This is a genomic window from Azospirillum thiophilum (assembly GCF_001305595.1).
In the GTDB taxonomy this organism is placed as follows: domain Bacteria; phylum Pseudomonadota; class Alphaproteobacteria; order Azospirillales; family Azospirillaceae; genus Azospirillum; species Azospirillum thiophilum.
Window position 1 is genome coordinate 481279 of the sequence record NZ_CP012401.1, and the last position, 24727, is coordinate 506005.

Below are 24727 nucleotides of genomic sequence, written 5' to 3' on the forward strand. Positions count from 1 at the left end.
CGGGACGTCATGCTCGAAGAATTCAAGAAATTCATCAGCCGCGGCAATGTCGTTGAGCTGGCGGTCGGCATCATCATCGGCGCCGCTTTCACCGGGATCGTCAATTCCCTGGTCAAGGACATCCTGATGCCGCCCATCGGCTGGGTGATGGGCGGCATCGACTTCTCGAATTACTTCCTCAGCCTGTCGGGCGGCGGCTACGATTCGCTCCAGGCGGCGGAGGCCGCGGGGGCGGCCACGGTGAATTACGGCCGCTTCATCAACGCCTGCATCAATTTCCTGATCGTGTCCGGCGCGCTGTTCCTGATCGTGCGGCAGGTCAACCGCCTGCATGTCCTGCACAAGGAAACGCCGAAGACCCCGCCGCGGCAGGAGCAGCTGCTGGAGGAAATCCGCGACGCCCTGCGCGCCCGAAGCGACGACCGGGACGACGGCCGGGCCGAAGACCGGACCAAGGTCGAGACCGGCGCCCAGGCGACGGCGAAGGCGCCGCCCGACCGTCCGTCCTGACCGGCCCTCAGCCGCCGGCTGCCAGGAACACCGTCCCGATCAGCATCGCCACCGATTGCAGGCAGGCGCTGTCGGCCGGCGTCCACTCCCGCATCGCCCCCGATTGCTCGCAGCACAGCACGCCGACCGCCACATTCTCGTACAGGACGATGTAGTCGAGCAGGCTGCGGATGTCGTTTCCCTTGAAATAGCTCCCGGCGAAACAGCGGGTCGCCGGGTGGGTCAGCGCATCGCTCGCCACCACGCGGGAATTGTTGGTGATGGCGCGGAAATAGTCGGGATGGTCGGCGCGCAGCAGCACCATGCCGCCGCCATGCTCGCGCCGGTCCGCGTCGAACAGGTTCAGGCAGACCAGCTTTTCCCGCCCGTCCGCGAAAGCCCAGACGCTGGCGCGCGACACCGCGGTGCGCTCCACGATGTCCTCGCAGGCGGCCTTCCACACATCCCCGACCGTCGCGTGTCCGACACGCAGCCCGAAAACCGCCGCTTGTGTCCTGTCCATGGCACGCTCCGCTGGTCCGGGCGATTTCATCAAAATCCCTGTTGCTTCAGTCAGTACCGGAGGCACCGCCCGCTGTCGACGGATTTGCCGCCATGGACGGGGAAAGCGGCGGATCTTGCGAATGCAGGTTTTCCCAAGGCCGCCCCCCCTCCACCAAGGCGGGCTATCGTGCCGGAGCCGCAAGAACCCCTCGTTGCCGAGCCGGGACGGACGGGGTACGCTCTTCGGATCGGTACCGGTCCCCCGCGGCGGGACCGCCATCCGCACCGGCTCCCCACAAGCCCCCTGCCCTCGGCAAAGGCCATGCCCATGTCCGCCAACCGTCCGTGCCGGGATCCGACGATGCGCTCCACCGCGCGCGTCGGCCGTTGCGGACGGAGGGGCGGACGGAGGGGCGGATGGCCCGCTGTGCTGCGGATGCTGGCCGCGCTCCTGCTGGCGATGCTGGCCGGCGGCCCGGCGGCGGCGATCGGCCCCACGCAGCCGGCCTTTCCCGTGCCCGCCGCCGCACAGGACGCCGCCCCGCGCCCGGCGCTGATCCGGGTGGCGCTCGACGACAATTACCCGCCCTACAGCTTCCGCGACGGCTACGGCGCCCATGTCGGGATCGTCAAGGATCTGTGGGCATTGTGGTCGCAGAAGACCGGCATCGCGGTCCACATGCTGGCGACCGACTGGGGCCTCGCCCGGCAGGCGATGGACAAGGGCGACGCCGACGTCATCGAGACCATCTTCCGCAATGCCGCGCGCGAACTGCTCTACGACTTCTCGCAGCCCTATGCCGAGGTCGACGTGCCGATCTGGTTCAGCGCCGACCTCAGCGGGATCACCGGGGTCGATTCGCTGCGCGCCTTCACCGTCGGGGTGAAGGACCGCGACTTCTGCGTCGAATGGCTGACCGAGCAGGGCATCACCGCCTTCCAGCGCTATTCCGGCTTCGAGACGATGATCGAGGCCGCGGCGCGGCAGGAGACGCGGGTCTTCTGCATGGACGACCCGTCGGCCAACTACTACATGACCAAGCGCGGGGTGCAGGGGCGTTTCCGCTACACCGACCCGCTCTATACCGGCGAACTGCACTGGGCGGTGCGCAAGGGCGACGCCGCGCTCTACCAGCTGGTCGCCGACGGCTTCGCCCGCATCACCCCGTCGGAGCGCAAGGAGATCGAGGATCGCTGGCTCGGCCGCAGCATCGCCGGCGCGGTCAATCCCCAGCTGATCGACCTGCTGGTCAAGCTGCTGGCCGGCATGCTCGTGCTCGGCATCGGCGCGCTGGTGTGGGGGCTGCTGCTGCGCCGCCAGGTGGAAAGCAAGACCGAGAGCCTGCGCACCGCCGTCGCCGCGCTGACCGCCAGCGAGGAGCGGGTCCGCACCATCTTCGACAACGTCACCGACGCCATCTTCATCCACGACCTGGACAGCGGCAACATCCAGGAGGTCAACCGCCGGATGGTGGAGATGTACGGCATCGGCGACACACCGCTGCCGGCCATCAAAGTCGACATGATCAGCTCCGGCGTGCCGCCCTACACCCGCAAGGACGCCGCGGCCTGGATCCGCAAGGCATCCGCCGGCACCCCCCAGCTGTTCGAATGGCATGCCCGCAAGCTGGACGGGACGCTGTTCTGGGTCGAGGTCAGCATGCGGCGCGCCGCGGTGGACGGCAACGACCGCCGGCTGCTGGTGGTGGTGCGCGACATCACCGAACGCAAGGCGGCGCAGGAGCGGATGGAGTTCCTGTCATACCACGACGCGCTGACCCTGCTGCCGAACCGGCTGCTGGTGCAGGACCGCGCCGGGCAGGCGCTGGCCCGGGCCGAGCGCAACGGCCGGCTGGTGGCGCTGGTCGCCTGCGGGCTGGACCGCTTCAAGACGGTGAACGACAGTCTGGGCCACGCCGTCGGCGACGCGCTGTTGCGCGCGGTTGCGGACCGGCTGAAGGCCGCGGTGCGCGACACCGACACCGTCAGCCGCGGCGGCGGTGACGAATTCATCCTGCTGCTGTCCGGGCTGCCCGACGGCGACGCGGTGGTGGAGGCGGTCGCCTCCCTGCACGAGGCGATGGCCCGGCCCTTCCAGGTGGCGGGGCAGGAGCTGAGCGTCACCCTGTCGTCCGGCGTGGCGCTGGCGCCCGCCGACGGCAGCGACTTCGCCACCCTGCTGAAGAACGCCGACACCGCCCTGCACCATGCCAAGGCGTCCGGCCGCGACACCCACCGCTTCTATGCCGAGGCGATGAACGCGGAGGCCGTGGCCCACCTGTCGACCCGCAGCAGCCTGCGCCGGGCGCTGGAACGGCAGGAGTTCCTGATCCACTACCAGCCGCAGGTCAGCCTGGAGACCGGCGCCGTGATCGGGGCGGAGGCGCTCCTGCGCTGGAACCATCCGGACAAGGGCATGATCCCGCCCGGCGCCTTCATTCCGGTCGCGGAGGACAGCGGCCTGATCGTCCCCATCGGCGCCTGGGTGCTGGCGGAGGCCTGCCGGCAGGCGGCGCGCTGGCGCAGCCAGGGGCTGTCGCTGTCGATCGCGGTCAATCTCTCGGCGCTGCAACTCCAGCGCAACGACCTGGTCCGCACGGTGACGCAGGCGCTGGCCGACAGCGGCCTGGATCCGCTGCTGCTGGAGTTGGAGCTGACCGAATCGATGCTGATCCAGAACACCGAGCTGGTGATCGACAATCTGCGCCGCATCAAGGCGATGGGCATCCAGGTCTCGATCGACGATTTCGGCACCGGCTATTCCAACCTGTCCTACATCGGTCGTCTGGCGGTGGACAAGCTGAAGATCGACCGCAGCTTCGTCGCCGACCTCACCCGCAACCATGACAGCGCCAAGATCACCGCCGCCGTCATCCAGATGGCGCACAGCCTGAACCTGACCGCCGTCGCCGAGGGGGTTGAGGATGCCGAAACGCTGGAGGCCCTGCGCCTGCTGCGCTGCGACGTCGCCCAGGGCTATTTCCTCGGCCGCCCCGGCCCCGCCGAGGCGGTGGAACGCGCCGCCCGGCAGGTGAATCCGTTCAAGGTGAAGGTGTAGAACGGCACGGAACGGCAGGCGCAGTCAGAGCCCCTTCGCCACCGCGACCAGCTGGTCGAGCGCCGTGCCCCACCCCAGATGGAAGCCCATCTCCTCGTGCTGCGTCTTCGCCGCTTCGTCCTTGTGACAGGCGACGGCGGTATAGAGCGTGCCGGTCTCCGTCGCCTCGAGCGTGACCGACGCGGTCATGAAGCCGCTGCCGGCGGGACGGTAGCCGGGGCCCAGCGCATCGGTGAAGACCAGCAGCCTCTCATGCTCCACCGCGAGGAGGCATCCGGTGCTGTCGTTCCGCTCGCCGTTCGGCCCCTCCATCACCGTGCGGAACCTGCCGCCGGGCTTGAGGTCGATTTCGCAGGCCGTGGTCCGCCAGGGCGCCGGCGTGAACCATTTCATGAGCAGCTCCGGCTCGGTCCAGGCGCGCCAGACGAGCCTTGGCGGAACCTCGACCTCGCGCTTCAGTTCGAGATCGAGGCGCGGGTCGAAGACGAATGGCGTGACGCTCATGGGGTTCCTTCCTCCCTTTCCTTCAGGTCGAGCACCAGATTGTCCAACTGGTCGAGCCGCTTGCTCCACAGGCTGCGCTGGGCGTCCAGCCAGCCTTCCACGGCCGCCAGCGCCTCGGGCCTGAGCGTGCAGGTGCGGACCCGGCCGATCTTGCGCGTCTCGACGAGGCCGCTGTCCTCCAGCAGCCGGAGATGCTGGAGGAAGCTCGGCAAGGCCATTTCGAAAGGCTTCGCGAGGTCGCCGACCGAAGCCGGCCCGCGCGCCAGCGCCTGAACCACCGCCCGGCGCGTCGGATCGGCCAACGCGCGGAACGTCCTGTCGAGAGCCGCATCCATGGCCTCACCCTATCGGCGATCAATAGTTAGGTCAATACCTAACTATCATGCTGCACATCAGGCGGCGCCGTTGGCCGCGTGCAGGCTGGCCACCCCGGCGACGATCAGGGCGATGCCGGCGATCTTCAACAGGCTGAGCGATTCCCCGAACACCACCACGCCGATGGCGGCGATGGCGGCGGTTCCGGCCGCCGACCAGATGGCATAGGCGATGCCGACCTCGATGGTCCGCAGCGCCTGCGCCAGCAGGACGAAGGCGACGCCGTAGCACAGCACCACGACCGCCGCCGGCCCGGCCCGCGTCATCCCGTCCGACATCTTCATCGCCGAGGTGCCGACGATCTCGAACAGGATCGCGACCGCCAGATACAGCCAGCTCATCGACACCAAGCCCCCAAAATTCCGGCAGCCGAGTCCAACGGCCCTGCCCCAAGAAGCGGCGCAGGATGGACCCGCCGCATTGCCGCGGCAAGTCCCGCTGTTGACGCCACGCGCCGCCGGCCCTACGGTCTTTGCCCTCATTCCCAGGCATATTCTGTGGCCTGGACTTTATCTATCTATCTGGTGTCGAAAGGGTCCGACATGACCGGCGAGCGGGATCTGGCGTTGCAGGCGAAGGCATGGCCGTTCGAGGAGGCGCGCAAACTGGTCGCGCGCTTCGCCAAAGCGCCGCCCGCCAAAGGCTATGTCCTGTTCGAGACCGGCTATGGTCCGTCGGGCCTGCCGCATCTCGGCACCTTCGGCGAGGTGGCGCGCACCAGCATGGTGCGCCACGCCTTCCAGACCATGAGCGACATTCCGACCAGGCTGTTCTGCTTCTCGGACGACATGGACGGACTGCGCAAGGTGCCCGACAACATCCCCAACAAGGAGATGGTGGCGGCCAGCCTGGGCAAGCCGCTGACCCAGGTGCCCGATCCGTTCGGCACCCATGACAGCTTCGGCGCCCACAACAACGCCCGGCTGCGCGCCTTCCTCGACGGCTTCGGCTTCGAGTACGAGTTCCAGTCCTCCACCGACTGGTACAAGTCCGGCCGCTTCGACGAGGCGCTGCTCGGCATCCTGCGCCATTACGACGAGGTGATGGCGGTGATGCTGCCGACGCTCGGCGCCGAGCGGCAGGCGACCTACAGCCCCTTCCTGCCGGTTTCGCCCTCGACCGGCCGCGTGCTCCAGGTGCCGATGCTGGAACGCAACGTCGACGCCGGCACCATCGTCTTCGAGGACGAGGACGGGAAGAAGGTCGAGCTTCCGGTCACCGGCGGCCATGTGAAGCTGCAATGGAAGCCGGACTGGGGCATGCGCTGGTTCGGCCTTGGCGTCGATTACGAGATGTACGGCAAGGATCTGATCCCGTCGGCCGAGCTGGCCGGCAAGATCTGCAAAATCCTGGGCGGCACCCCGCCGGAAGGCTTCAACTACGAGCTCTTCCTCGACGACAAGGGCCAGAAGATCTCCAAGTCGAAGGGCAACGGCCTGACCATGGAGGAATGGCTGGCCTACGCCCCGCCGGAGAGCCTGGCGCTCTACATGTTCCAGAAGCCGAAATCGGCCAAGCGGCTTTATTTCGACGTCATCCCCCGCGCGGTGGACGAGTATCTGACCTTCGTCGACAAGGTCCATGGCGAGGAGCCGGCAAGAAAGCTGGAGAACCCGGCCTGGCACATCCACAACGGCAAGCCGCCGGCGGTGCGCTCCGACGTGTCCTTCAACCTGCTGCTCAACCTGGCCGGGGCGGCGAATGCCGAGACCAAGGACAGCATGTGGGGCTTCATCCGCCGCTACGCGCCCGACGCCACGCCGGAGAACAGCCCCTTCCTGGACAGCATGATCGGCTATGCCGTGCGCTACTACCAGGATCAGGTGAAGCCGACCAAGCGCTTCCGCGCCCCCACCGACGCCGAGCGCGCCGCCCTGACCGACCTGCTGGCCAAGCTGGACGGCCTGCCGGCCGACGTCCGCGCCGACGCCATCCAGAACGAGGTCTTCGAGGTCGGCAAGGCCCATGGCTTCACCGAGTTGCGGGCTTGGTTCCAGGCGCTCTACGAGGTGCTGCTGGGCCAGACCACCGGGCCGCGCATGGGGTCCTTCATCCAGCTCTACGGCATCGACGAGACCAAGGCGCTGATCCGCGAGAAGCTGGCGGCCTGATTGGCGGCATGGCGGGAAAAGGAGGGGATGCCGGTCGGCATCCCCTTTTTCGTTTACGAACGATAAAATGCGCGATCATTTTCAATTTCGATCGTTCGTCTGACCCGCGATTCTGGAATTGGCTTCAAAATATGCAGAATGCTGCTTTTCAGCCTATCCGTTGGGCGGAGCAAACCTTATTCCATACCGCGCTATGCGGACATCGCACCGCACCAATTCGAAAAGCGTGATACCGCTAACACGGCCATATCCGTATACTCCGCTTCGTTACTGCATTTTGCAGTGCGTTTCCTCCCTAGACTAAAGGCCGCGCCCTTCCGGGCAGCGGCCTTTTTTTTGCCCCTGCGGCCCCGGACCGCCCCGCCTGTGACGGCCATCACACCCTAATTCCATAAAATACGAGATAAATTCCAGAGACAGCCATGGCCGGCCGCATCGAACCGGCCATCCGGACATCCGGGACCAATCGCAAGGGAGGGCGTGGAATGTCGACCGATCCGCCGCCGTTCGAACGCCATCACCGCACCGCCCAGGCGTTGGTCAGCACCTTCCAGGAGGCGCTGGAGCCGCAATTCACCGCCAAGGGTGCCCTGTCGCGCGAGGATTTCACCCGCGCCGTAGGGCTGATGATGGCGCACTGGCCGTCGGTGCTGCCGCTGTTCGCCACCATCTGCCAGAGCTGCACCGCCTCGGCCTGCGGCGGCTGCGGCCCGGCGGGAGAGGCGCCGCCGCTTTTCCAGGCCGACGGGCGCCGCCGCGACTTCGTGACCCGGCTGATGGTGTCGGCGCTGCGCACGCGGCTGCCCGACAGCATGGACCCGATTACCGGCGCGACCTTTCCCCAGATCATCGTCCCCGGCCTGCAGGCCAGCCTGTCCGCCCTGTTCTACGAGAAGGAATGGGAGGCCCTGAACGCCAGCGCGCTGTCTGTCTTCAACCGGCTCGGCACCGACCGGGATGCGGAGGTCTGGCGGCGTCTGGCGCATGAGGATACGCTGGCGGTGCTGGCCGACATGCCCTTCGTGCGGGCGATGCTGCGCTTCCGCCAGTTCCACCAGCAGCGCCAGACCTTCATCCGGCGGATGACCGACCAGCTGCGCGACAGCCGCTTCATCTTCGCCGACCAGCATTTCGAGACGCTGTTCGATGCCCTGTTCGGCCGCCTGCGCGAGGGCGTGCGCACCGAGCAGGACCGCGCCCGCATCGACATCCATTACGGCGAGGGCACCGCGGAAGCGCTGATGCGCATCTTCGACCAGTTCGACAGGCACCGGCTGGAACAGGCCGCCGCCATCCGCGTGCCGGGTGGCCGGCGGACGCCGCGGCCGATGCTGGCGCAACGCAACATGCTGGGCGCCACCCCGGCGGCGAAGCGGCGCTGAGCGAAACGGCGCGCAGGAAATCAAGGGGGCTGCCGTAGGCGTATTAGGACCCCGTTAACCTGGGCGGCGCTTTGATAACGGTTGGCGCTTCGAAGAGGCGCATGACGTCCACATCTCCACCGCAGCCCTGAAGGGGGGAGCGGTGCCAATCGCAAGGCTCGCAGTCCGGTGACAGCCCGGCGCTCCCCGTCCCCTCCCCCGAACGCTCTCCCGCTGGAGACGGACGGTGGAGTCGCGCCCGAACTGATGGACTATCTGTTCGCCGATCCGCCCTCCCCGGAACCGGCGCCCCCGGCGCCGCCCTCGTCCCCGCCCTCGTCCCCGCCCTCGGCCCCGCCCTCGGCCCCGCCCGAAGCGCACCGCGGCGTGGCCCGGCAGGTCGGCGACGCGCTGATCGAATCGCGGCTGGCCGGCATGGGCGACGCCGACGTCCGCTCCCACCTTGCCCGCAAGCTGTGCCGGCTGCTGCCGGATTTGCCGCCGGGCGGCGCCGACACCGTCAGCACCGTGGCGGTGCGCGCGCTGGAACAGCTGGCCCGCGACCACATCGTCCGCGTGCGCGAGGCACTGGCCACCGCGATCAAGGACATCGCCTGCGCCCCGCCCTCGGTGGTGGCGACCCTGGCGCGCGACGTCGAGCGGTCGGTGGCGGAGCCGGTGCTGCGCTGCTGCGCCGCGCTCGCCGACGAGGATCTGCTGGACATCGTCGCCGCCGCACCCGCCGGCTGGGCGCTGTCGGCCATCGCCCGGCGCCACAGCATCGGGGCCGCCCTGTCCGACGCCATCGCCGGCAGCGGCCATGCCGAGGCGACCGGCATCCTGCTCGACAACAGCGGGGCGGTGATCGCCGAACCGACGCTCGAATCTCTGGTGGAGCGGGCAGCGGCCAATCCCGGCTGGCGGGAGAAGCTGGCCCGCCGCCCGGCCCTGCCCCGCCGGCTGGCGTTGCGGCTGGCCGATTTCGTCGATCTGGCGGTGGTGGAGACCCTGCGCCGCGGCCCGGACCTCGACGACGCCACGGTGGCGGAGATCGCGGCGACCACCCGCCGCCGCATCGATTGGGCCGAGGCGCCCGACCAGGGCGAGGCGCCGGAGCGCCGCGCCGTCCGCCTGCACCGGCTGGGCAAGCTGGACGAAACGGCGCTGGGCGACGCCATGTCGTGGAACGAGACCGGTTTCGTCCGGGCTGCACTGACCCTGCGCGCCCGAGTCGCGCCGGAGGTGGTGGACCTGATCCTCGACGCCCACGACCCGCAGGCGGTGACGGCGCTGGTGTGGCGGGCCGGCCTGTCGATGCGCTGTGCCATGCAGGTGCAGGCGCGGGCGGCGGGCATCCACCCGCGCGCCATGCTGAACGCCCGGCAGGGCAGCGGCTTCCCGCTGTCCCCCGCCGAGATGGCCCGCCACCTGGAACGCTACGGCATCGGGCCGTGACAAGTCCTTTGCCCCCTCCCTAACCCTCCCCCGCGTTGCGGGAGAGGGGACTGCCGCCGTTGTGCGCATCCCCCCTCTCCCGCGACGCGGGGGAGGGAGGGGGCAACGGCGCGCGCCCCCCGGATCCCGCCTTACTGCACGCCGCCGCGCTGCATCGGCTGGCGCGGGGTGGCGCGGCCGGTGTGCGGAACCGGGGTGTCGGGCGAGACCTCCTTGTAGTAGGGGCCGCGGTCGGTCGGGCCTTCCATCGCTTCGGCCGGGGTGACGATCTGCTCGCCGGTGCCGGCATCGAAGGCGATCAGCGGCTGCTGGCGCACCTTCATGCAGGCCTCCCGCTTGGCCGCCATCTCCGCCGTCAGCGACCCGTCGAGCGTCACCAGCGGCAGCACCCACTCCGCCTTCTGGTTTTCCGGGATGGAGGTGAAGACGTAGTTGGTCAGCGTCTGGCAATAGGCGACGCTGGTTTCCGCCACGGCATCGGTGATCGGCGCGGCGGTGATGGCGGCGGTGAAGTCGCCGACCGTCTGCGCCTGCGCGGCCCCGGTGGCGGCCCCGACGGCGAGGCCGGCCGCGAGCGCCAGCGACAGGGTCAGACCGGACATGCCGCGCGCCAAGAGTTTGGCCATCAACGCTCTCCTTCGATTGTCTTGGTACAAGTTGGTGACCGGACCTGAAACATACGTATAAAGCCGAACGGTCCCGCCGTTGGAAAGGATCATCGGGGGTGCGACGCAAAGCTGCAATGCCCCGCTTGCGGTCGGGCTTGCCCTCCGCGACAAAACGCGCTACCTACGCTTCCGAAATCTCGGGGCGCTGGATCCCTAAGACGTTAGAATGACCAACGGTTCTAGTCTCCCGCTGAATGGGGGACGCTCAAACGTTTTAGGGAACGCTCCATGGCTCGCAAGAAGATTGCGCTCGTCGGTGCCGGCCAGATTGGCGGCACGCTGGCTCTGCTCGCTGCTCAGAAGGAACTGGGCGACGTCGTCCTGTTCGACATCGCCGAAGGCATGCCGGCCGGCAAGGCGCTGGACCTGGCCGAGACCTCCCCGGTCGAGGGCTTCAATGCCAGCCTGACCGGCGGCAACGACTATTCGGTCATCGAGGGTGCCGACGTCGTGATCGTCACCGCCGGCATCCCGCGCAAGCCGGGCATGAGCCGCGACGACCTGATCGGCATCAACAGCGGCGTCTGCAAGACGGTCGGCGAGGCCATCGGCAAGTATGCCCCGAACGCCTTCGTCATCGTCATCACCAACCCGCTCGACGTGATGGTGTGGGTGCTGCAGCAGGCGTCCGGCCTGCCGCCGGAGCGCGTGGTCGGCATGGCCGGCGTGCTCGATTCGGCCCGCTTCCGCTATTTCCTGGCCGAAGAGTTCAAGGTTTCGGTCGAGGACGTCACCGCCTTCGTGCTGGGCGGCCACGGCGACACCATGGTCCCGCTGGTGCGCTATTCCACCGTCGCCGGCATCCCGCTGCCCGATCTGGTCAAGATGGGCTGGACCACGCAGGAGAAGCTGGACGCCATCGTTCAGCGCACCCGTGACGGCGGCGCCGAGATCGTCAAGCTGCTGAAGACCGGCTCGGCCTTCTACGCCCCGGCCGCCTCCGCCATCCAGATGGCCGAATCCTACCTGAAGGACCAGAAGCGCGTCCTTCCGGTCGCCGCCCACCTGAGCGGCCAGTACGGCCAGGACGACCTCTACGTCGGCGTCCCGACGATCATCGGCGCCGGCGGCGTCGAGAAGATCATCGAGATCGAGCTGAACGACGAAGAGAAGGCGATGTTCCAGAACTCCGTCGACGCGGTCAAGACGCTGGTCGACGTCGTCAAGAAGCTGGACGCCGAGAAGTCCGCTTCCTAAAGGACGAACCGCGCGATCTCCGGCGTCTCCCCGGCCCATTTCCAGGGCCGGGCAGGCGCCGGTGGTGTGCCCGTCTCGTCTTTCAGTCGACCCGTTTCGTCAGCCGAACCAAAAAACAGATGGACGCCCGATGAACATCCATGAGTACCAGGCGAAAAGCCTGCTGAAGAAGTACGGCGTCGCGGTTCCCCGCGGCGGCGTGGCCTACACCCCGCAGGAGGCCGAAACGGTCGCCCGCGAGCTGGGCGGCCCGGTCTGGGTGGTGAAGTCCCAGATCCATGCCGGCGGCCGCGGCGCCGGGCGCTTCAAGGACAACCCCGAGGGCAAGGGCGGCGTCCGCGTCGTCAAGTCGATCGAGGATGTCGGCAAGAACGCCGCCGAGATGCTGAACCACGTTCTCGTGACCAAGCAGACCGGCGCGGAAGGCCGCGAGGTCAAGCGCCTCTATGTCGAGGAAGGCGCCGACATCAAGCGCGAGCTGTATCTCGGCATGCTGATCGACCGCGCCACCGGCCGCGTCACCATCATGGCCTCGACCGAAGGCGGGATGGAGATCGAAGAGGTCGCCCACAACACGCCCGAGAAGATCATCAAGGTCGCGGTCGACCCGGCCACCGGCATCCAGGGCTACCACACCCGCAAGGTCGCCTTCGCGCTCGGCCTGGAAGGCAAGCAGGTCGGTGCCGCCGCCAAGTTCATCATGGCCGCCTACAAGGCCTTCGTTGACCTGGACTGCGCCATCGTCGAGATCAACCCGCTGATCGTCACCGGCGCCGGCGACATCCTGGCGCTCGACGCCAAGATGAACTTCGACGACAACGCGCTGTTCCGCCACAAGGACGTGGAAGAGCTGCGCGACGAGGCCGAAGAGGATCCGTCGGAGATCGAGGCGGCCAAGCACAGCCTCAACTACGTCAAGCTCGACGGCAACATCGGCTGCATGGTGAACGGCGCCGGTCTGGCGATGGCCACCATGGACATCATCAAGCTGTATGGCGGCGAGCCGGCCAACTTCCTCGACGTCGGCGGCGGCGCCACGAAGGAGCGCGTCACCGCGGCCTTCAAGCTGATCCTGTCCGACAGCAACGTCGAAGGCATCCTGGTCAACATCTTCGGCGGCATCATGCGCTGCGACGTGATCGCCGAGGGCGTGGTCGCCGCGGCGCGCGAAGTGCATCTGCATGTTCCGCTGGTGGTCCGCCTGGAAGGCACCAACGTCGATCTGGGCAAGAAGATCCTGGCCGAATCCGGCCTGCCGATCCTCTCGGCCGACAACCTCGCCGATGCCGCCGAAAAGGTGGTCAAGGCCGTGAAGGAGGCCGCGTGAAATGGCTGTTCTCGTCGATAAGAACACGAAGGTGATCTGCCAGGGCTTCACCGGAGCCCAGGGCACCTTCCACTCCGAGCAGGCCATCGCCTACGGCACCAAGATGGTCGGCGGCGTGACCCCCGGCAAGGGCGGGGCCAAGCACCTCGACCTGCCGATCTTCGACACCGTGTCGGAAGCCGTCGAGAAGACCGGCGCCAACGCGTCCGTGATCTACGTGCCGCCGCCGTTCGCGGCCGACGCGATCCTGGAGGCGATCGACGCCGAAATCCCGCTGGTGGTCTGCATCACCGAAGGCATCCCGGTGCTGGACATGGTCCGGGTCAAGCGCGCGCTCAGCGGCTCCGCCACCCGCCTGATCGGCCCGAACTGCCCCGGCATCATCACGCCGGACGAGTGCAAGATCGGCATCATGCCGGGCCACATCCACAAGCGCGGCAAGATCGGCATCGTGTCCCGTTCGGGCACGCTGACCTACGAGGCCGTCGCGCAGACCACGGCGGCCGGGCTGGGGCAGACCACCTGCATCGGCATCGGCGGCGACCCGGTCAACGGCACCAACTTCGTCGACAGCCTGGAGCTGTTCGTGAAGGACCCGGAGACCGAGGGCATCATCATGATCGGCGAGATCGGCGGCGACGCCGAAGTCCGCGGCGCCGAGTTCATCAAGGCGTCGGGCACGAAGAAGCCGGTCGTCGGCTTCATCGCCGGCCGCACGGCTCCTCCGGGCCGCCGCATGGGCCATGCCGGCGCGGTGATCTCCGGCGGCAACGACACCGCCGACTTCAAGATCGACTTCATGAAGTCGGTCGGCATCGCCGTCGCCGACAGCCCCGCCTCGCTGGGCTCCACCATGCTGAAGGTGTTCAAGGGCTGATCGGGCCGCGGGCGGCCGGCGGCGTGCGCGCTTGCCGGCCCTCCGCACCCGGTCCGCGTCACCGGAGATGACGGGCGGGCCGCCACGGCGACCCGCCCGCCGCCTCTCGAGGCGTGCGTGCCCCCTCTGGACGGACGGTCCTGGGAACCCATATGCAGGCATCGGCGGCGCGATCCGCGCTCCCGCCGGCCGCCCCTGCCGGTTCCTGCACATGGGTATCCATCGATCCCCGTCCCCTTCATCCGCCCGAAATTCTCCCGCTCATTCTCCCATAGGGGACCCGGGTCCACGCCCGAGGTGAAACCATGTCGGCAAATCTGGAACAGACCTCGTTCCTCTTCGGCTCGAACGCCGGTTACGTCGCCGAACTCTATGCCAGCTTCCTCTCCGATCCGGCCGCCGTCGATCCGAGCTGGAACAGCTTCTTCCAGGATCTGGACGAGGATTCGCGCGCCGTCCTGGACGAGCTGCGCGGCGCGTCCTGGACCCTGTCCGATCTGGAGGACCCCAAGGCCAAGCGCGACCCGGTCGCCGAGAGCTTCATCGTCGCCGTGCCGAACGGCGGGGCCAACGGTGCGGCCGCCGCGCTGAACGGCCCCGGCAACGGCGCCATGCTGGCCCACGCCCAGCAGGTCTATGGCGGCATCAGCCACCAGCAGCTGCGCGCCGCCACGCTGGACAGCATCCGCGCCCTGATGCTGATCCGCGTCTTCCGCGTCCGCGGCCACATGAACGCGCATTTCGACCCGCTGGGCCTGGAAAAGCGCGAGCCGCACCCGGAACTCGATCCGGCGACCTACGGCTTCGGCCCCGGCGACCTCGACCGCCCGATCTTCCTGAACTATTCGCTCGGCCTGGAAACGGCGACGCTGCGCCAGATCCTCGACATCCTGCACAAGACCTATTGCGGGACGATCGGCGTCGAGTTCATGCACATCCAGGATCCGGAAGAGAAGGCCTGGATCCAGGAGCGCATCGAGGGCGGGCGCAACCACACCGACTTCACGGTGAACGGCAAGCGCGCCATCCTGGAGCGGCTGACCGCGGCCGAGGGCTTCGAGAAGTTCCTGCAGCTGAAATACACCGGCACCAAGCGCTTCGGCCTTGAGGGCGGCGAGTCGATGATCCCCGCGCTGGAGCAGATCCTGAAGCGCGGCGGCCAGCTCGGCCTGAAGGAGGTCGTCGTCGGCATGGCCCACCGCGGCCGGCTGAACGTGCTGACCAACTTCATGGGCAAGCCCTTCTCCGCCGTCTTCTCAGAGTTCCAGGGCAACCCGTCGAGCCCGCAGGACGTCCAGGGTTCGGGCGACGTGAAGTACCATCTCGGCACCTCGTCGGACCGCGACTTCAACGGCAGCATCGTCCATTTGTCGCTGACCGCCAACCCGTCCCACCTGGAATGGGTCAACCCGGTCGTGCTGGGCAAGGTGCGCGCCAAGCAGCAGCAGCGCCGCGACCTGGATCGCGAGCAGGTGATGGGCGTGCTGATCCACGGCGATGCCGCCTTCGCCGGCCAGGGCATCGTCGCCGAGACGCTGGGCCTGTCGGAGCTGCGCGGCTACCGCACCGGCGGCACCATGCACTTCATCATCAACAACCAGATCGGCTTCACCACCAACCCGACCTATTCGCGGTCGGGCGTGTATTGCTCCGACATGGCCAAGATGGTGCAGGCGCCGATCTTCCACGTGAACGGCGACGATCCCGAAGCCGTCGTCCATGTCAGCCGCATCGCCATCGAGTTCCGCCAGAAGTTCAAGCGGGACGTCGTCATCGACATGGTGTGCTACCGCCGCCACGGCCACAACGAGGGCGACGAGCCGGGCTTCACCCAGCCGCTGATGTACAAGAAGATCCGCGCCCACGCGACGACGCGCGAGCTGTACGCCAAGCAGCTGGTCGAGGAGAACGTGATCACCCAGGCCGAGGGCGATCAGATCACCCAGGACTTCATGAAGAAGCTGGAGGGCGAGTTCGAGGCGTCGAGCACCTACAAGCCGAACAAGGCCGACTGGCTGGAAGGCAAGTGGGCCGGCCTGCAGGCGCAGGACCAGAACAGCCAGCACCGCGGCGAGACCGGGGTCGACATCGCCAGGCTGAAGGAAATCGGCTTCAAGCTGTGCGAGTACCCCAAGGACTTCGCGGTCAATTCCAAGATCGCGCGCCAGCTGGAAGCCAAGCGCAAGACGCTCGAATCGGGCGAAGGCATCGACTGGGCGACCGCCGAGGCGCTGGCCTATGCCACGCTGGTCGCCGAGGGCACCGGCGTCCGCCTGTCGGGCCAGGATTCCGGCCGCGGCACCTTCTCGCACCGCCATGCGGTGATGTACGACCAGAACACCGAAGAGAAGTACATCCCGCTCTGCCATCTGGGCGCCGACCAGGCGACCTTCGAGGTCCATGACAGCCCGCTGTCGGAAGCCGCGGTGGTCGGCTACGAGTATGGCTATTCGCTGGCCGAGCCGCACAATCTGGTGCTGTGGGAGGCGCAGTTCGGCGATTTCGCCAACACCGCGCAGACCATCATCGACCAGTTCATCTCGTCGGGCGAGTCCAAGTGGCTGCGCATGTCCGGCCTGGTGCTGCTGCTGCCGCACGGCTACGAGGGCCAGGGTCCGGAACACTCGTCGGCCCGTCCGGAACGCTTCCTGCAGATGTGCGCCGAGGACAACTGGCAGATCTGCAACGTGACGACGCCGGCGAACCTGTTCCACGTCTTCCGCCGCCAGATCCGCCGCAGCTTCCGCAAGCCGCTGGTCCTGTTCACGCCGAAGTCGCTGCTGCGCCACAAGCTGTGCATCTCCGACCTGTCGGAGATGGGCCCGGGCAGCACGTTCCATCGCGTGCTGGGCGAGACCGCCAACGATCTGGCCGCCAACGACAAGATCCGCCGCATCGTCGTGTGCTCCGGCAAGGTCTATTACGACCTGCTGCAGGAGCGCATGAGCCGCGGCATCAAGGACGTGGTCATCCTGCGCCTGGAGCAGCTCTACCCGTTCCCGAAGGATGCGCTGGCGGCCGAGTTCGCCAAATATCCGAACGCCGAGCTGGTGTGGTGCCAGGAGGAGCCGGAGAATCAGGGCTCCTGGTTCTTCGCCGACCGCCGTCTGGAAAGCGTGCTGAAGGATGTCGGCCACAAGGCCGGCCGCCCGTCCTATGTCGGCCGCCCGGCCACCGCCTCGCCGGCGACCGGCCTGCTGAAGCGCCACAACCAGGAGCAGGCCAAGCTTCTGGACGAGGCCCTGACGGTCCGCTGACCCTCACCCAAGCGAACGAAAAAAGAGAAACGAGGATAAAAAATGGCTACCGACATCAAGGTCCCCACGCTGGGTGAGTCCGTCTCCGAGGCGACGATCGCCCGCTGGCTGAAGAAGGCCGGCGACGCCGTCGCCATGGACGAGGCGCTGGTCGAGCTGGAGACCGACAAGGTCACGCTCGAGGTGAACGCGTCCGTCGCCGGCGTGCTGGCGGAAATCGTCGCTCCGGAAGGCGCGAACGTCGAGGTCGGCGCCCTGCTGGGCGTCATCAACGAAGGCGCCAGCGCCGGGGCCGCTCCGGCCGCTGCCCCGGCTCCGGCCGCCGCCGCTCCGGCCCCGGCTGCCGCCCCGGCCCCGGCCGCCGCCGCTGCTGCTCCGGGGGGCAACATCGCCGCCTCCGGCCCGGCCGCGCGCAAGCTGGCCGACGAGAAGGGTGTCGACGCCTCGACCATCGCCGGCTCGGGCAAGGACGGCCGCATCACCAAGGGCGACGTGCTCGCCGCCCCGGCCGCCGCTCCCGCCGCCAAGCCGGCCGCTCCCGCCGCCGCTCCGGCACCGAAGATGGTGTGGGCCGCCGGCACCCAGGGCGACCGTCCGCGGGCCGCGCAGGAAGAGCGCGTGCGCATGACCCGCCTGCGCCAGCGCATCGCCGAGCGCCTGAAGGAGGCGCAGAACTCGGCCGCCATGCTGACCACCTTCAACGAGGTGGACATGTCGGCCGCGATGGCTCTGCGCGCCGAGTACAAGGATTATTTCGAGAAGCGCCACAAGGTGCGGCTCGGCTTCATGTCCTTCTTCGTCAAGGCCGCCGTCCAGGCGCTGAAGGAGATCCCGGCCGTCAATGCCGAGATCGACGGCACCGACATGGTCTACAAGAACTACTATGACATCGGCGTCGCCGTCGGCACGCCGCAGGGTCTGGTGGTTCCGGTCGTCCGCGATGCCGACAAGCTCGACTTCGCCGGCGTCGAGGGCACCATCGCCGCGCTCGGCAAGAAGGGCCGCGACGGCAAGCTGTCGATGGACGAGCTGACCGGGGGCACCTTCACAATCTCCAACGGCGGCGTCTACGGCTCGCTGATGTCGACCCCGATCATCAACCCGCCGCAGTCCGCCATCCTCGGCATGCACAAGACGATGGACCGCGCGGTCGTCATCGGCGGCAAGATCGAGGTCCGCCCGATGATGTATCTGGCGCTGTCCTACGACCACCGCATCATCGACGGCAAGGAGGCGGTCACCTTCCTCGTCCGCATCAAGGAGCTGATCGAGGATCCGCGCCGCCTGCTGCTGGATGTCTGAGCTTTAAGGAGGCGAGGAGCGGCACCAGCCGCCCCTCGCCCCCACCCGCCGGGGGCCGATGGTCCCCGGCTCCCTGGAGGGGCGCCGCGAGGCGCCCTTTTCTTTTGTCGTCACCGCAGGACCGAAGGCACAACCGAAGCAAGGACACGCCTCCCGATAACAATCGTTCCGGTGCGTTGACAGCCCTGGGGTGCTGGTATTGTCTCGGGCTCCCGTGTACGACGAAGGACGCCATCATGCCGGTCAACATTCTCGATCTGGCCGTTGCCGCGAACACCGTCTATAATTTCCAGAAGGGTCGCGGCAACGACGAGGCCGCCTTCAAGAAGGCGGAAGGGGCAAGGCGGTCCCCGCCCGGCTTCCAGGTGATCTTCACCCACGAGGATATCGACGTCGGATTCTTCGGCGCCGTCTACCAGGAAAAGCACTCCAGCGAATACATCATCGCCTATCGCGGCACCGCGGTCGGCAGCAGCAGTTCCGGCCAGATGGCCGGCGGCAAGAACCTGAAGACCGACATCGCCCTCTACACCATCGAAAGCCTGCCGGCCGGCATCCGTGCCGCCCATCTGCTGCTCGAACAGGCGAAGATGCTGCTGGGCGGCGCCCGCCCGATCCTGTGCGGCCATTCGCTGGGCGGCGCCATCGCCACCATCGTCGCGGTCGAGGCCGCGCTGCCCTGCTGCGCCTTCAACGCGCCGACCGTGTCGAAGATGGTGCGCGGCGGCATCATCCACGGCCCCTATGTCCGGGTGGCCAACGAAGACCTGTCGGCGATCGAGAAGCAGATCGTCAACTTCAACCTGCAATGGGATCCGATCAGCAAATCGTCGAAGGCGGTGGGCAAGGTGATCAAGCTGCCGGCGACCCTGGCCACCGGCGGCCATTCGCAGGACAAGGTGGTCGCCAACATCAAGTCGAGCAAATACGCGTCGATGCCCTTCTTCGATCTGGTCGGCTGATCGGGGCCGGTCGCCGGCCGGTGTGTCGCCGGCCGGCTTTGCCCCGTCGGGTGCCGGTCAGTTGAAGGAGATGCTCTGCACGACGAACTCCTTGACCTTGTAGTCGACGACCGACCCATCCCGCTTCTTGAAGTTGCGGTATTGGTCGACCAATCCGCTGAACAGGTCGCCGACGCTGCTGCTGGATGCCTTGTATTCGCCGAAGTTGGGATCGAAGAAATACAGGTGCGATCCCAGCCCGAAGGCCTTGCCGCCGGACTTGTAGCAGCAGGTCGCATGCGCCATCCCGCGCTGTTCGAAGATCATGGTGACGACGTGATAGGTGTGGGGGCTGGCGGTGGCGGTGGTGATCGCCTTCATCACCTCCTTGACGCTGTCCGGATTGGTCGCGCTCACCCATTCCGTCTTGGTCGACCCGACCTTGAACCCGGCCTGCGCCATCGCCTGGTTGCGTGAACCGAGCTGCTCCGACGACAGGTCCAGGTCGTTGCTCAGCTCCGCACCGTAGAGGCGCTGCTTGATGCTGGCATGCAGGATCGTGTTGTCGAGGTCGATGTAGGCGATGCGCGCCTTCGACGTCTCGCCCTTGTGCGAGCGGTGGCGCGCAATCCATTCCAGGCTGAGGCCGAAGCAAATCCCGCTGTTCACCTCGTGGTCCGCGGGAAACAGCCGCTGAATCGGCAGGCGCTGCTTGAACGGCGCCACGCAATAGCTGTCGAACGCGGCCATATATATTCCCTTCAGTTGCGCTGATCCGGCAATTCATGCCACCCGGACCGATCCGTTTCCCGGATCCTACGTCGGATAATCATACGCATACAATTCTCCCCATGCCGCCCGCGCCGCTTCGCCCCGGAACGGCCCAAGGCCGGCTCGCCCCGCCTCCCCATCTGTTCGCGATCACGACAATTCGCACGGCTCTCAAATCCCCTTGTCAGGTCGATGGTATCTGGTATACCGTATCGATAATGTCAGTGCGGCCGGCGTTACACGCTTCCGCCGCACCGGCTCCCCCGGCGCCCAATCCAAGAGGGGGCGAGCGCCAAGGAGATCGACATGGAACAGACAGCAGCGGGCGCGCCCGCGGTTGTGACGGCAGCGGGTTCGCCCGTGGTCGTCGATTGCGAACAGCTGGTGGCGGTGATCGGCGACGCCGTCATCGTGTCCGATCCGGCGGGTGCCATCACGCTGTGGAACGCGGCGGCGGAGCGGATGTTCGGCTTCACCGCGTCCGAGGCGATGGGCAGGTCGCTGGACATCATCATTCCGGAACGCCAGCGGCAGCGCCACTGGGACGGCTATGAACAGACCATGGCCACCGGCCAGACCCGCTATGGGCACGAGCTGCTGCGGGTCCCGGCGGTCCACAAGGACGGGCACAGCCTGTCGATCGCCTTCACCGTCGCGCTGCTGCGCGGGACCGACGGTGCGGTGACCGGGATCGTCGCCGTGGTGCGGGACGAAACCGCCCGCTGGACCGAAGAGCGGAAGCTGAAGCGCCGCCTTGCCGAACTCGAGGCGGCGGCGACGGCGGCCGGCGCCGGCCCGGCCTGAAAGAAAATCCAAGAGCACGTCCACGGGACAAACTGAAACAACGCGAAAAAGGGAGTGTTGCAGTCATGAGCAAGCCGCTCGAAGGCATCAAGATCATCGACTTCACCCATGTTCAGGCCGGCCCCGCCTGCACCCAGCTTCTCGCCTGGTACGGCGCGGACGTCATCAAGGTCGAACGTCCGGGCGCCGGCGACGTCACCCGCAGCCAGCTGCGCGACATCCCGGATGCCGACGCGCTCTATTTCACCATGCTGAACAGCAACAAGCGCTCCCTGACGCTGGACACCAAGACCGCCGAGGGCAAGGAAGTCCTGACCCGCCTGATCAAGGAATCGGACGTGCTGGTCGAGAATTTCGGCCCCGGCGCGCTCGACCGCATGGGCTTCTCGTGGGAGAAGATCAAGGAGCTGAACCCGGGCATGATCGTCGCCTCGGTCAAGGGCTTCAGCGACGGCCACCATTACCAGGACCTGAAGGTCTATGAGAATGTGGCGCAGTGCGCCGGCGGCGCCGCCTCCACCACCGGCTTCTGGGACGGCCCGCCGACCGTGTCGGCCGCCGCGCTGGGCGACAGCAACACCGGCATGCACCTCGCCATCGGCATCCTGACCGCCCTGATGGCCCGCACCAAGAGCGGCAAGGGCCAGAAGGTCGCGGTGTCGATGCAGGACAGCGTGCTGAATCTCTGCCGCGTCAAGCTGCGCGACCAGCAGCGCCTCGACCGCATCGGCTATCTGGAGGAATACCCGCAGTACCCGCACGGCACCTTCTCCGACGTGGTTCCGCGCGGCGGCAATGCCGGCGGCGGCGGCCAGCCGGGCTGGGTGCTGAAGTGCAAGGGCTGGGAGACCGATCCCAACGCCTACATCTACTTCACCATCCAGGGCCATGCCTGGGCGCCGATCTGCAAGGCGCTGGGCCGCGAGGAGTGGATCGACGACCCGGCCTACAACACGGCGCTGGCCCGTCAGGACAAGATCTTCGACATCTTCGCGATCATCGAGGAGTGGCTGAAGGAGAAGACCAAGTTCGAGGCCGTCGACATCCTGCGCAAGTACGACATCCCCTGCGCGCCGGTTCTGTCGATGAAGGAGATCGCCAACGACCCGTCGCTGCGCGCCAGCGGCACGGTCGTCGAGGTCGACCACAAGCAGCGCGGCAAGTACCTGACCGTCGGCAGCCCGATCAAGTTCTCCGACATGTCGGTCGAGGTCACCGGGTCGCCGCTGCTGGGCGAGCACACCGATGAGGTGCTGGCGCAGCTCGGCTACAGCAAGGACCAGATCGCCGCCATGCACGACGCCAAGGTGGTCTGAGCCGGCTCGAGGCCGGCCGCCGCCCTCCCTCTCTGTCCGTGAGAGCGGAGGGCCGGCGGACCGGTCCCGCCCCGGCTTCCGTCCCCTGCAAACGGTCCTATGCAAACCGTCCCACAAAAAAGGCTGCGGCGCCTTCTCCGGCGCCGCAGCCTTTTTTGTGCAGTCCTTTTCGGCCCCCGGTCTTTTGTCCGGGCCGCCCTCCGCTACGGCTTCCCGCCGCGGTCGAGATCGTCCAGGATCGCGCCCGCCCGGCTGGTCAGGGTGCAGGCCAGGCGGTCGTAATGCCGGTCTCCGGTGGCGCGGGCCCGGCGCGCCGCCTCCGCGCCCAGCCGGGCCAGTTCCTGCGCGATCTTCCGGTAATCCGGCGGACAGGCCCGGTGCACGGTCCATTCGGCGTCCGCAACCGCGGCGTTCACGACCGCAAACCTGCCCGACATGATCTTCGAAGCCACAACCGCCTCGCACAGCGCTGCCATCTCAGGCTGCGATCCTGACATGGCGCGGTGCGGGGGCCAATCGGCGCTTACGGCAGACCCGGCACGGCTTTCGGGTGCCGTGCGTTCCGCCGAAGCGTATAGGACGCCGCTCCCGGAAACCGTACCGGCATAGCCCTGCTCAGTCGATCAGCAGATCCAGCGTCGAGCGCACCACCTGCACGATCTCCCCGCCGTACGGCGAGGAGGCCTGGCCGCGGGCGTTGATGATGATCGACAGCTCATGCTCCGTCGTCGGGGCGAATCGGGCGATCTCCGACACCAGATCGTCCGGCAGCACGGCCTCGCGGCTCAGGCCGGCCTGGGCCGCGGCCCGGTCACGCCAGCCGTTCAACGCGGCGGCGATGGCCGCTTCGATCTGCTGCGACTCCTCCTTGCGGCGGAGGTCGGTGAACAGCACCAGCACGCGCCACGCGCCGTCGGCGTAGGCGGTCTCTATGCGCTGGACCTCGACCGTCCGCAGGAAGGCGGACAGCTGTACCTGCGCCTCCTCGGCGGCGGCATCGGGAATGCTGAAGGTACGGATTTCGGTGCTCATCGCCCAACCTGCTGAAGGCCCACCCAGAGGGAAGGAGCCTACACACAATCGGCGCGTTCGGCAAACCACGACCCTGCGGCGGAGCTGTTCCGGCACCTTGGGGATACCCCCGATTTCCGAAGGGCAATTCACCCTCCCCGCGCGTTGTGGGAGGAGAGCAGGGGGGCGGCCGGCCACCCCCCTCCCGCTCCCCTGTTCATGTCCTGACGCCCCACGTCGTGACCGTCATGGAGACCCCGATGCAGACTCCGGAGCCCCAAACCGCCCCGACCGCCGCGACCGCCCCGGGTTCCACGCCCGTCGCCGCGGCATCCGGCCGCAGCCGCTGGGGCAGGCGGGGGCTGCGGCTTGGGCTGGCGCTGCTGCTGGCGCCGCTGGCGGTGGCGGCCCTGGGCGTGCCGGCGGTGCTGTGGGCCGGCTCCCGCCTCTATGACCAGCCCTTCGCCTGGTACAACCTGAACCGCATCGAGGCGATGGCGGAGCGGGCGGCGCGCAATCCCGATCCGGTGACGGTGGTGGCGCTGGGCGACACCGCCCTGCGCGACGCCACGCTGGACGAGGGCGGCATGGCCGAGCTGGCGGCCACGCGCGGCGTCCCCAACCTGGAATTCCTGCGCATCGTCCACCGGCAGGCCCAGTTCGCCGATTTCGAGCCGCTGCTCGACCGGCTGGTTGCGCTGAAGCCGTCGCTGATCCTGATCGACCGCAGCCTCTTGACCGCCGGCCGCGGTCCGGTCGAGGAGTTGGAACGCTACGGCCGCGGCCTGCTGCGGCTCGCCCGCGGGCAGGCCTATGTCCAGGATCAGGTCGCGCTGCAATACCGGCGCGGCTGCGGCCCGACCCCGGCGGCGTGGCTGACCGGCGGGACGCCCGACGCGCTCGCCGGCTCCAGTGCCGCCGCCCGGCGCGTGCGCGCCTTCATCGACCGTGCCTGGGCCGCCGGCATCCGCGTCGCGCTGATCGAGGTGCACAGCCGTCCGGCCCCGCGCCCCGCCGGCCTGATCTCCACCGCCTCGGCCGCCGAAACCAACGGCGGCCTGTCCATCGCCGCCACTGCCAACCTGCCGCTGTGGAGCCGCGCGGTGCTGGGCGGCGGTGCTCCGCAGCAGGAGCGGGAGTATGCGGAGGAGGATGACGGGAGCGCCGGGCAACCACCGCAGGCCTGCGCCGACGCCCCCTTGCGGGTCGACGGGCGGACCGCCTTCTCCGCCTGGCTGACCGGCGGCATCGCCGGGGCCGTCGTCGGAGCCCAGCCCGAGCGCATGCCCGGCCGCGCCCCGATGGCGATCCAAGCCGCCGCCCAGGCCGCTCCCCCGGTCACGGAAGCCGCGTCGCTCCCCTGATGCTGCATCGCACCCAAACCCGTTCATTCCGCCTT

The 24727-nt window shown here is 67.9% G+C and carries 22 protein-coding genes; 14 read left to right on the forward strand and 8 right to left on the reverse strand.

The features are described 5' to 3' along the window. The first annotated feature begins 9 nt into the window (after positions 1-9). On the forward strand, positions 10-510 hold the full coding sequence (gene mscL / locus AL072_RS02265) for a large conductance mechanosensitive channel protein MscL (RefSeq protein WP_245636730.1): 501 nt from the start codon (positions 10-12) through the stop codon (positions 508-510). A 7-nt stretch (positions 511-517) separates the two neighbouring features. On the opposite strand, the gene AL072_RS02270 is transcribed toward mscL, so the two are convergent. Next, positions 518-1012, reverse strand: coding sequence for a GAF domain-containing protein (locus tag AL072_RS02270; RefSeq protein WP_045581691.1), 495 nt, complete (start codon positions 1010-1012; stop codon positions 518-520). A 417-nt stretch (positions 1013-1429) separates the two neighbouring features. On the opposite strand from AL072_RS02270, the gene AL072_RS02275 reads away from it, so the two are divergent. Continuing rightward, a complete protein-coding gene (locus AL072_RS02275; protein ID WP_045582577.1) occupies positions 1430-4051 on the forward strand; it encodes an EAL domain-containing protein in 2622 nt (873 codons plus the stop codon). Between the two features lie 24 nt (positions 4052-4075). On the opposite strand, the gene AL072_RS02280 is transcribed toward AL072_RS02275, so the two are convergent. Genes AL072_RS02280 through AL072_RS02290 form a run of 3 tightly spaced genes read right to left on the reverse strand, consistent with a single transcriptional unit; the run spans position 4076 to position 5271 of the window. Next, a complete protein-coding gene (locus AL072_RS02280) occupies positions 4076-4555 on the reverse strand; it encodes an SRPBCC family protein (protein ID WP_045581690.1) in 480 nt (159 codons plus the stop codon). After that, the gene (locus AL072_RS02285) at positions 4552-4890 is read right to left on the reverse strand and encodes an ArsR/SmtB family transcription factor (RefSeq protein WP_045581689.1); all 339 of its coding nucleotides are present in this window, start codon (positions 4888-4890) and stop codon (positions 4552-4554) included. The genes AL072_RS02280 and AL072_RS02285 overlap by 4 nt, the downstream gene beginning before the upstream one ends. A gap of 57 nt (positions 4891-4947) precedes the next feature. After that, positions 4948-5271 (reverse strand): DMT family transporter, encoded by a 324-nt coding sequence (locus AL072_RS02290; protein ID WP_045582576.1) that lies wholly within the window; start codon positions 5269-5271, stop codon positions 4948-4950. Between the two features lie 201 nt (positions 5272-5472). Between AL072_RS02290 and AL072_RS02295 the strand changes: the two genes are divergently transcribed. The 3 genes from AL072_RS02295 (at position 5473) to AL072_RS02305 (ending at position 9857) form a co-directional block, all read left to right on the forward strand. After that, positions 5473-7041, forward strand: a complete 1569-nt coding sequence (locus AL072_RS02295) for a lysine--tRNA ligase (protein ID WP_045581688.1) — start codon at positions 5473-5475, stop codon at positions 7039-7041. 485 nt (positions 7042-7526) lie between these two features. Continuing rightward, positions 7527-8423 carry a hypothetical protein gene (locus tag AL072_RS02300; RefSeq protein ID WP_045581687.1) on the forward strand — a complete coding sequence of 299 codons (897 nt, stop codon included), beginning with the start codon at positions 7527-7529 and terminating at the stop codon, positions 8421-8423. Between the two features lie 246 nt (positions 8424-8669). Further along, positions 8670-9857: a DUF2336 domain-containing protein gene (locus AL072_RS02305; RefSeq protein WP_082108901.1), complete on the forward strand. Its 1188-nt coding sequence runs from the start codon at positions 8670-8672 to the stop codon at positions 9855-9857. A 131-nt stretch (positions 9858-9988) separates the two neighbouring features. On the opposite strand, the gene AL072_RS02310 is transcribed toward AL072_RS02305, so the two are convergent. Further along, positions 9989-10483, reverse strand: coding sequence for a hypothetical protein (locus AL072_RS02310; RefSeq protein WP_045581685.1), 495 nt, complete (start codon positions 10481-10483; stop codon positions 9989-9991). A gap of 270 nt (positions 10484-10753) precedes the next feature. Here AL072_RS02310 and mdh point away from each other — a divergent pair, with 270 nt between their 5' ends. From mdh to AL072_RS02340, 6 genes are all read left to right on the forward strand, one after another. After that, positions 10754-11722, forward strand: a complete 969-nt coding sequence (gene mdh / locus AL072_RS02315) for a malate dehydrogenase (protein ID WP_045581684.1) — start codon at positions 10754-10756, stop codon at positions 11720-11722. A 130-nt stretch (positions 11723-11852) separates the two neighbouring features. Then, a complete protein-coding gene (gene sucC / locus AL072_RS02320; protein ID WP_045581683.1) occupies positions 11853-13049 on the forward strand; it encodes an ADP-forming succinate--CoA ligase subunit beta in 1197 nt (398 codons plus the stop codon). Between the two features lies 1 nt (position 13050). After that, positions 13051-13926, forward strand: a complete 876-nt coding sequence (gene sucD / locus AL072_RS02325; RefSeq protein ID WP_045581682.1) for a succinate--CoA ligase subunit alpha — start codon at positions 13051-13053, stop codon at positions 13924-13926. Positions 13927-14231: 305 nt separating this feature from the next. Further along, on the forward strand, positions 14232-17183 hold the full coding sequence (locus tag AL072_RS02330; protein WP_045581681.1) for a 2-oxoglutarate dehydrogenase E1 component: 2952 nt from the start codon (positions 14232-14234) through the stop codon (positions 17181-17183). Positions 17184-17225: 42 nt separating this feature from the next. Then, on the forward strand, positions 17226-18485 hold the full coding sequence (gene odhB, locus AL072_RS02335) for a 2-oxoglutarate dehydrogenase complex dihydrolipoyllysine-residue succinyltransferase (RefSeq protein WP_045581680.1): 1260 nt from the start codon (positions 17226-17228) through the stop codon (positions 18483-18485). A 236-nt stretch (positions 18486-18721) separates the two neighbouring features. Continuing rightward, positions 18722-19447, forward strand: coding sequence for a Tle-like phospholipase domain-containing protein (locus tag AL072_RS02340; protein ID WP_045581679.1), 726 nt, complete (start codon positions 18722-18724; stop codon positions 19445-19447). Positions 19448-19504: 57 nt separating this feature from the next. On the opposite strand, the gene AL072_RS02345 is transcribed toward AL072_RS02340, so the two are convergent. After that, entirely contained in the window at positions 19505-20176 is a 672-nt protein-coding gene (locus AL072_RS02345; protein WP_045581678.1) for a YopT-type cysteine protease domain-containing protein, read from the reverse strand. Between the two features lie 327 nt (positions 20177-20503). Between AL072_RS02345 and AL072_RS02350 the strand changes: the two genes are divergently transcribed. Next, positions 20504-21001: a PAS domain-containing protein gene (locus AL072_RS02350; RefSeq protein ID WP_045581677.1), complete on the forward strand. Its 498-nt coding sequence runs from the start codon at positions 20504-20506 to the stop codon at positions 20999-21001. A 65-nt stretch (positions 21002-21066) separates the two neighbouring features. After that, on the forward strand, positions 21067-22317 hold the full coding sequence (gene frc / locus AL072_RS02355) for a formyl-CoA transferase (RefSeq protein WP_045581676.1): 1251 nt from the start codon (positions 21067-21069) through the stop codon (positions 22315-22317). A gap of 203 nt (positions 22318-22520) precedes the next feature. Here frc and AL072_RS02360 read toward each other — a convergent pair whose 3' ends face one another. Beyond that, positions 22521-22793 carry a hypothetical protein gene (locus AL072_RS02360; protein WP_245636731.1) on the reverse strand — a complete coding sequence of 91 codons (273 nt, stop codon included), beginning with the start codon at positions 22791-22793 and terminating at the stop codon, positions 22521-22523. A 139-nt stretch (positions 22794-22932) separates the two neighbouring features. Then, complete coding sequence (locus AL072_RS02365; protein ID WP_045581675.1) at positions 22933-23349, reverse strand: HRDC domain-containing protein; 417 nt, start codon at positions 23347-23349, stop codon at positions 22933-22935. A 239-nt stretch (positions 23350-23588) separates the two neighbouring features. Between AL072_RS02365 and AL072_RS02370 the strand changes: the two genes are divergently transcribed. Further along, positions 23589-24692, forward strand: coding sequence for a hypothetical protein (locus AL072_RS02370; RefSeq protein ID WP_045581674.1), 1104 nt, complete (start codon positions 23589-23591; stop codon positions 24690-24692). Positions 24693-24727 lie beyond the last annotated feature (35 nt).

Bases quoted from the DNA above. Each gene is read 5' to 3' on its own strand.
- mscL (WP_245636730.1), top strand. From the start codon at position 10: ATGCTCGAAGAATTCAAGAAATTCATCAGCCGCGGCAATGTCGTTGAG.
- AL072_RS02270 (WP_045581691.1), bottom strand. From the start codon at position 1,012: ATGGACAGGACACAAGCGGCGGTTTTCGGGCTGCGTGTCGGACACGCG.
- AL072_RS02275 (WP_045582577.1), top strand. From the start codon at position 1,430: ATGCTGGCCGCGCTCCTGCTGGCGATGCTGGCCGGCGGCCCGGCGGCG.
- AL072_RS02280 (WP_045581690.1), bottom strand. From the start codon at position 4,555: ATGAGCGTCACGCCATTCGTCTTCGACCCGCGCCTCGATCTCGAACTG.
- AL072_RS02285 (WP_045581689.1), bottom strand. From the start codon at position 4,890: ATGGATGCGGCTCTCGACAGGACGTTCCGCGCGTTGGCCGATCCGACG.
- AL072_RS02290 (WP_045582576.1), bottom strand. From the start codon at position 5,271: ATGAGCTGGCTGTATCTGGCGGTCGCGATCCTGTTCGAGATCGTCGGC.
- AL072_RS02295 (WP_045581688.1), top strand. From the start codon at position 5,473: ATGACCGGCGAGCGGGATCTGGCGTTGCAGGCGAAGGCATGGCCGTTC.
- AL072_RS02300 (WP_045581687.1), top strand. From the start codon at position 7,527: ATGTCGACCGATCCGCCGCCGTTCGAACGCCATCACCGCACCGCCCAG.
- AL072_RS02305 (WP_082108901.1), top strand. From the start codon at position 8,670: ATGGACTATCTGTTCGCCGATCCGCCCTCCCCGGAACCGGCGCCCCCG.
- AL072_RS02310 (WP_045581685.1), bottom strand. From the start codon at position 10,483: ATGGCCAAACTCTTGGCGCGCGGCATGTCCGGTCTGACCCTGTCGCTG.
- mdh (WP_045581684.1), top strand. From the start codon at position 10,754: ATGGCTCGCAAGAAGATTGCGCTCGTCGGTGCCGGCCAGATTGGCGGC.
- sucC (WP_045581683.1), top strand. From the start codon at position 11,853: ATGAACATCCATGAGTACCAGGCGAAAAGCCTGCTGAAGAAGTACGGC.
- sucD (WP_045581682.1), top strand. From the start codon at position 13,051: ATGGCTGTTCTCGTCGATAAGAACACGAAGGTGATCTGCCAGGGCTTC.
- AL072_RS02330 (WP_045581681.1), top strand. From the start codon at position 14,232: ATGTCGGCAAATCTGGAACAGACCTCGTTCCTCTTCGGCTCGAACGCC.
- odhB (WP_045581680.1), top strand. From the start codon at position 17,226: ATGGCTACCGACATCAAGGTCCCCACGCTGGGTGAGTCCGTCTCCGAG.
- AL072_RS02340 (WP_045581679.1), top strand. From the start codon at position 18,722: ATGCCGGTCAACATTCTCGATCTGGCCGTTGCCGCGAACACCGTCTAT.
- AL072_RS02345 (WP_045581678.1), bottom strand. From the start codon at position 20,176: ATGGCCGCGTTCGACAGCTATTGCGTGGCGCCGTTCAAGCAGCGCCTG.
- AL072_RS02350 (WP_045581677.1), top strand. From the start codon at position 20,504: ATGGAACAGACAGCAGCGGGCGCGCCCGCGGTTGTGACGGCAGCGGGT.
- frc (WP_045581676.1), top strand. From the start codon at position 21,067: ATGAGCAAGCCGCTCGAAGGCATCAAGATCATCGACTTCACCCATGTT.
- AL072_RS02360 (WP_245636731.1), bottom strand. From the start codon at position 22,793: ATGGCAGCGCTGTGCGAGGCGGTTGTGGCTTCGAAGATCATGTCGGGC.
- AL072_RS02365 (WP_045581675.1), bottom strand. From the start codon at position 23,349: ATGAGCACCGAAATCCGTACCTTCAGCATTCCCGATGCCGCCGCCGAG.
- AL072_RS02370 (WP_045581674.1), top strand. From the start codon at position 23,589: ATGCAGACTCCGGAGCCCCAAACCGCCCCGACCGCCGCGACCGCCCCG.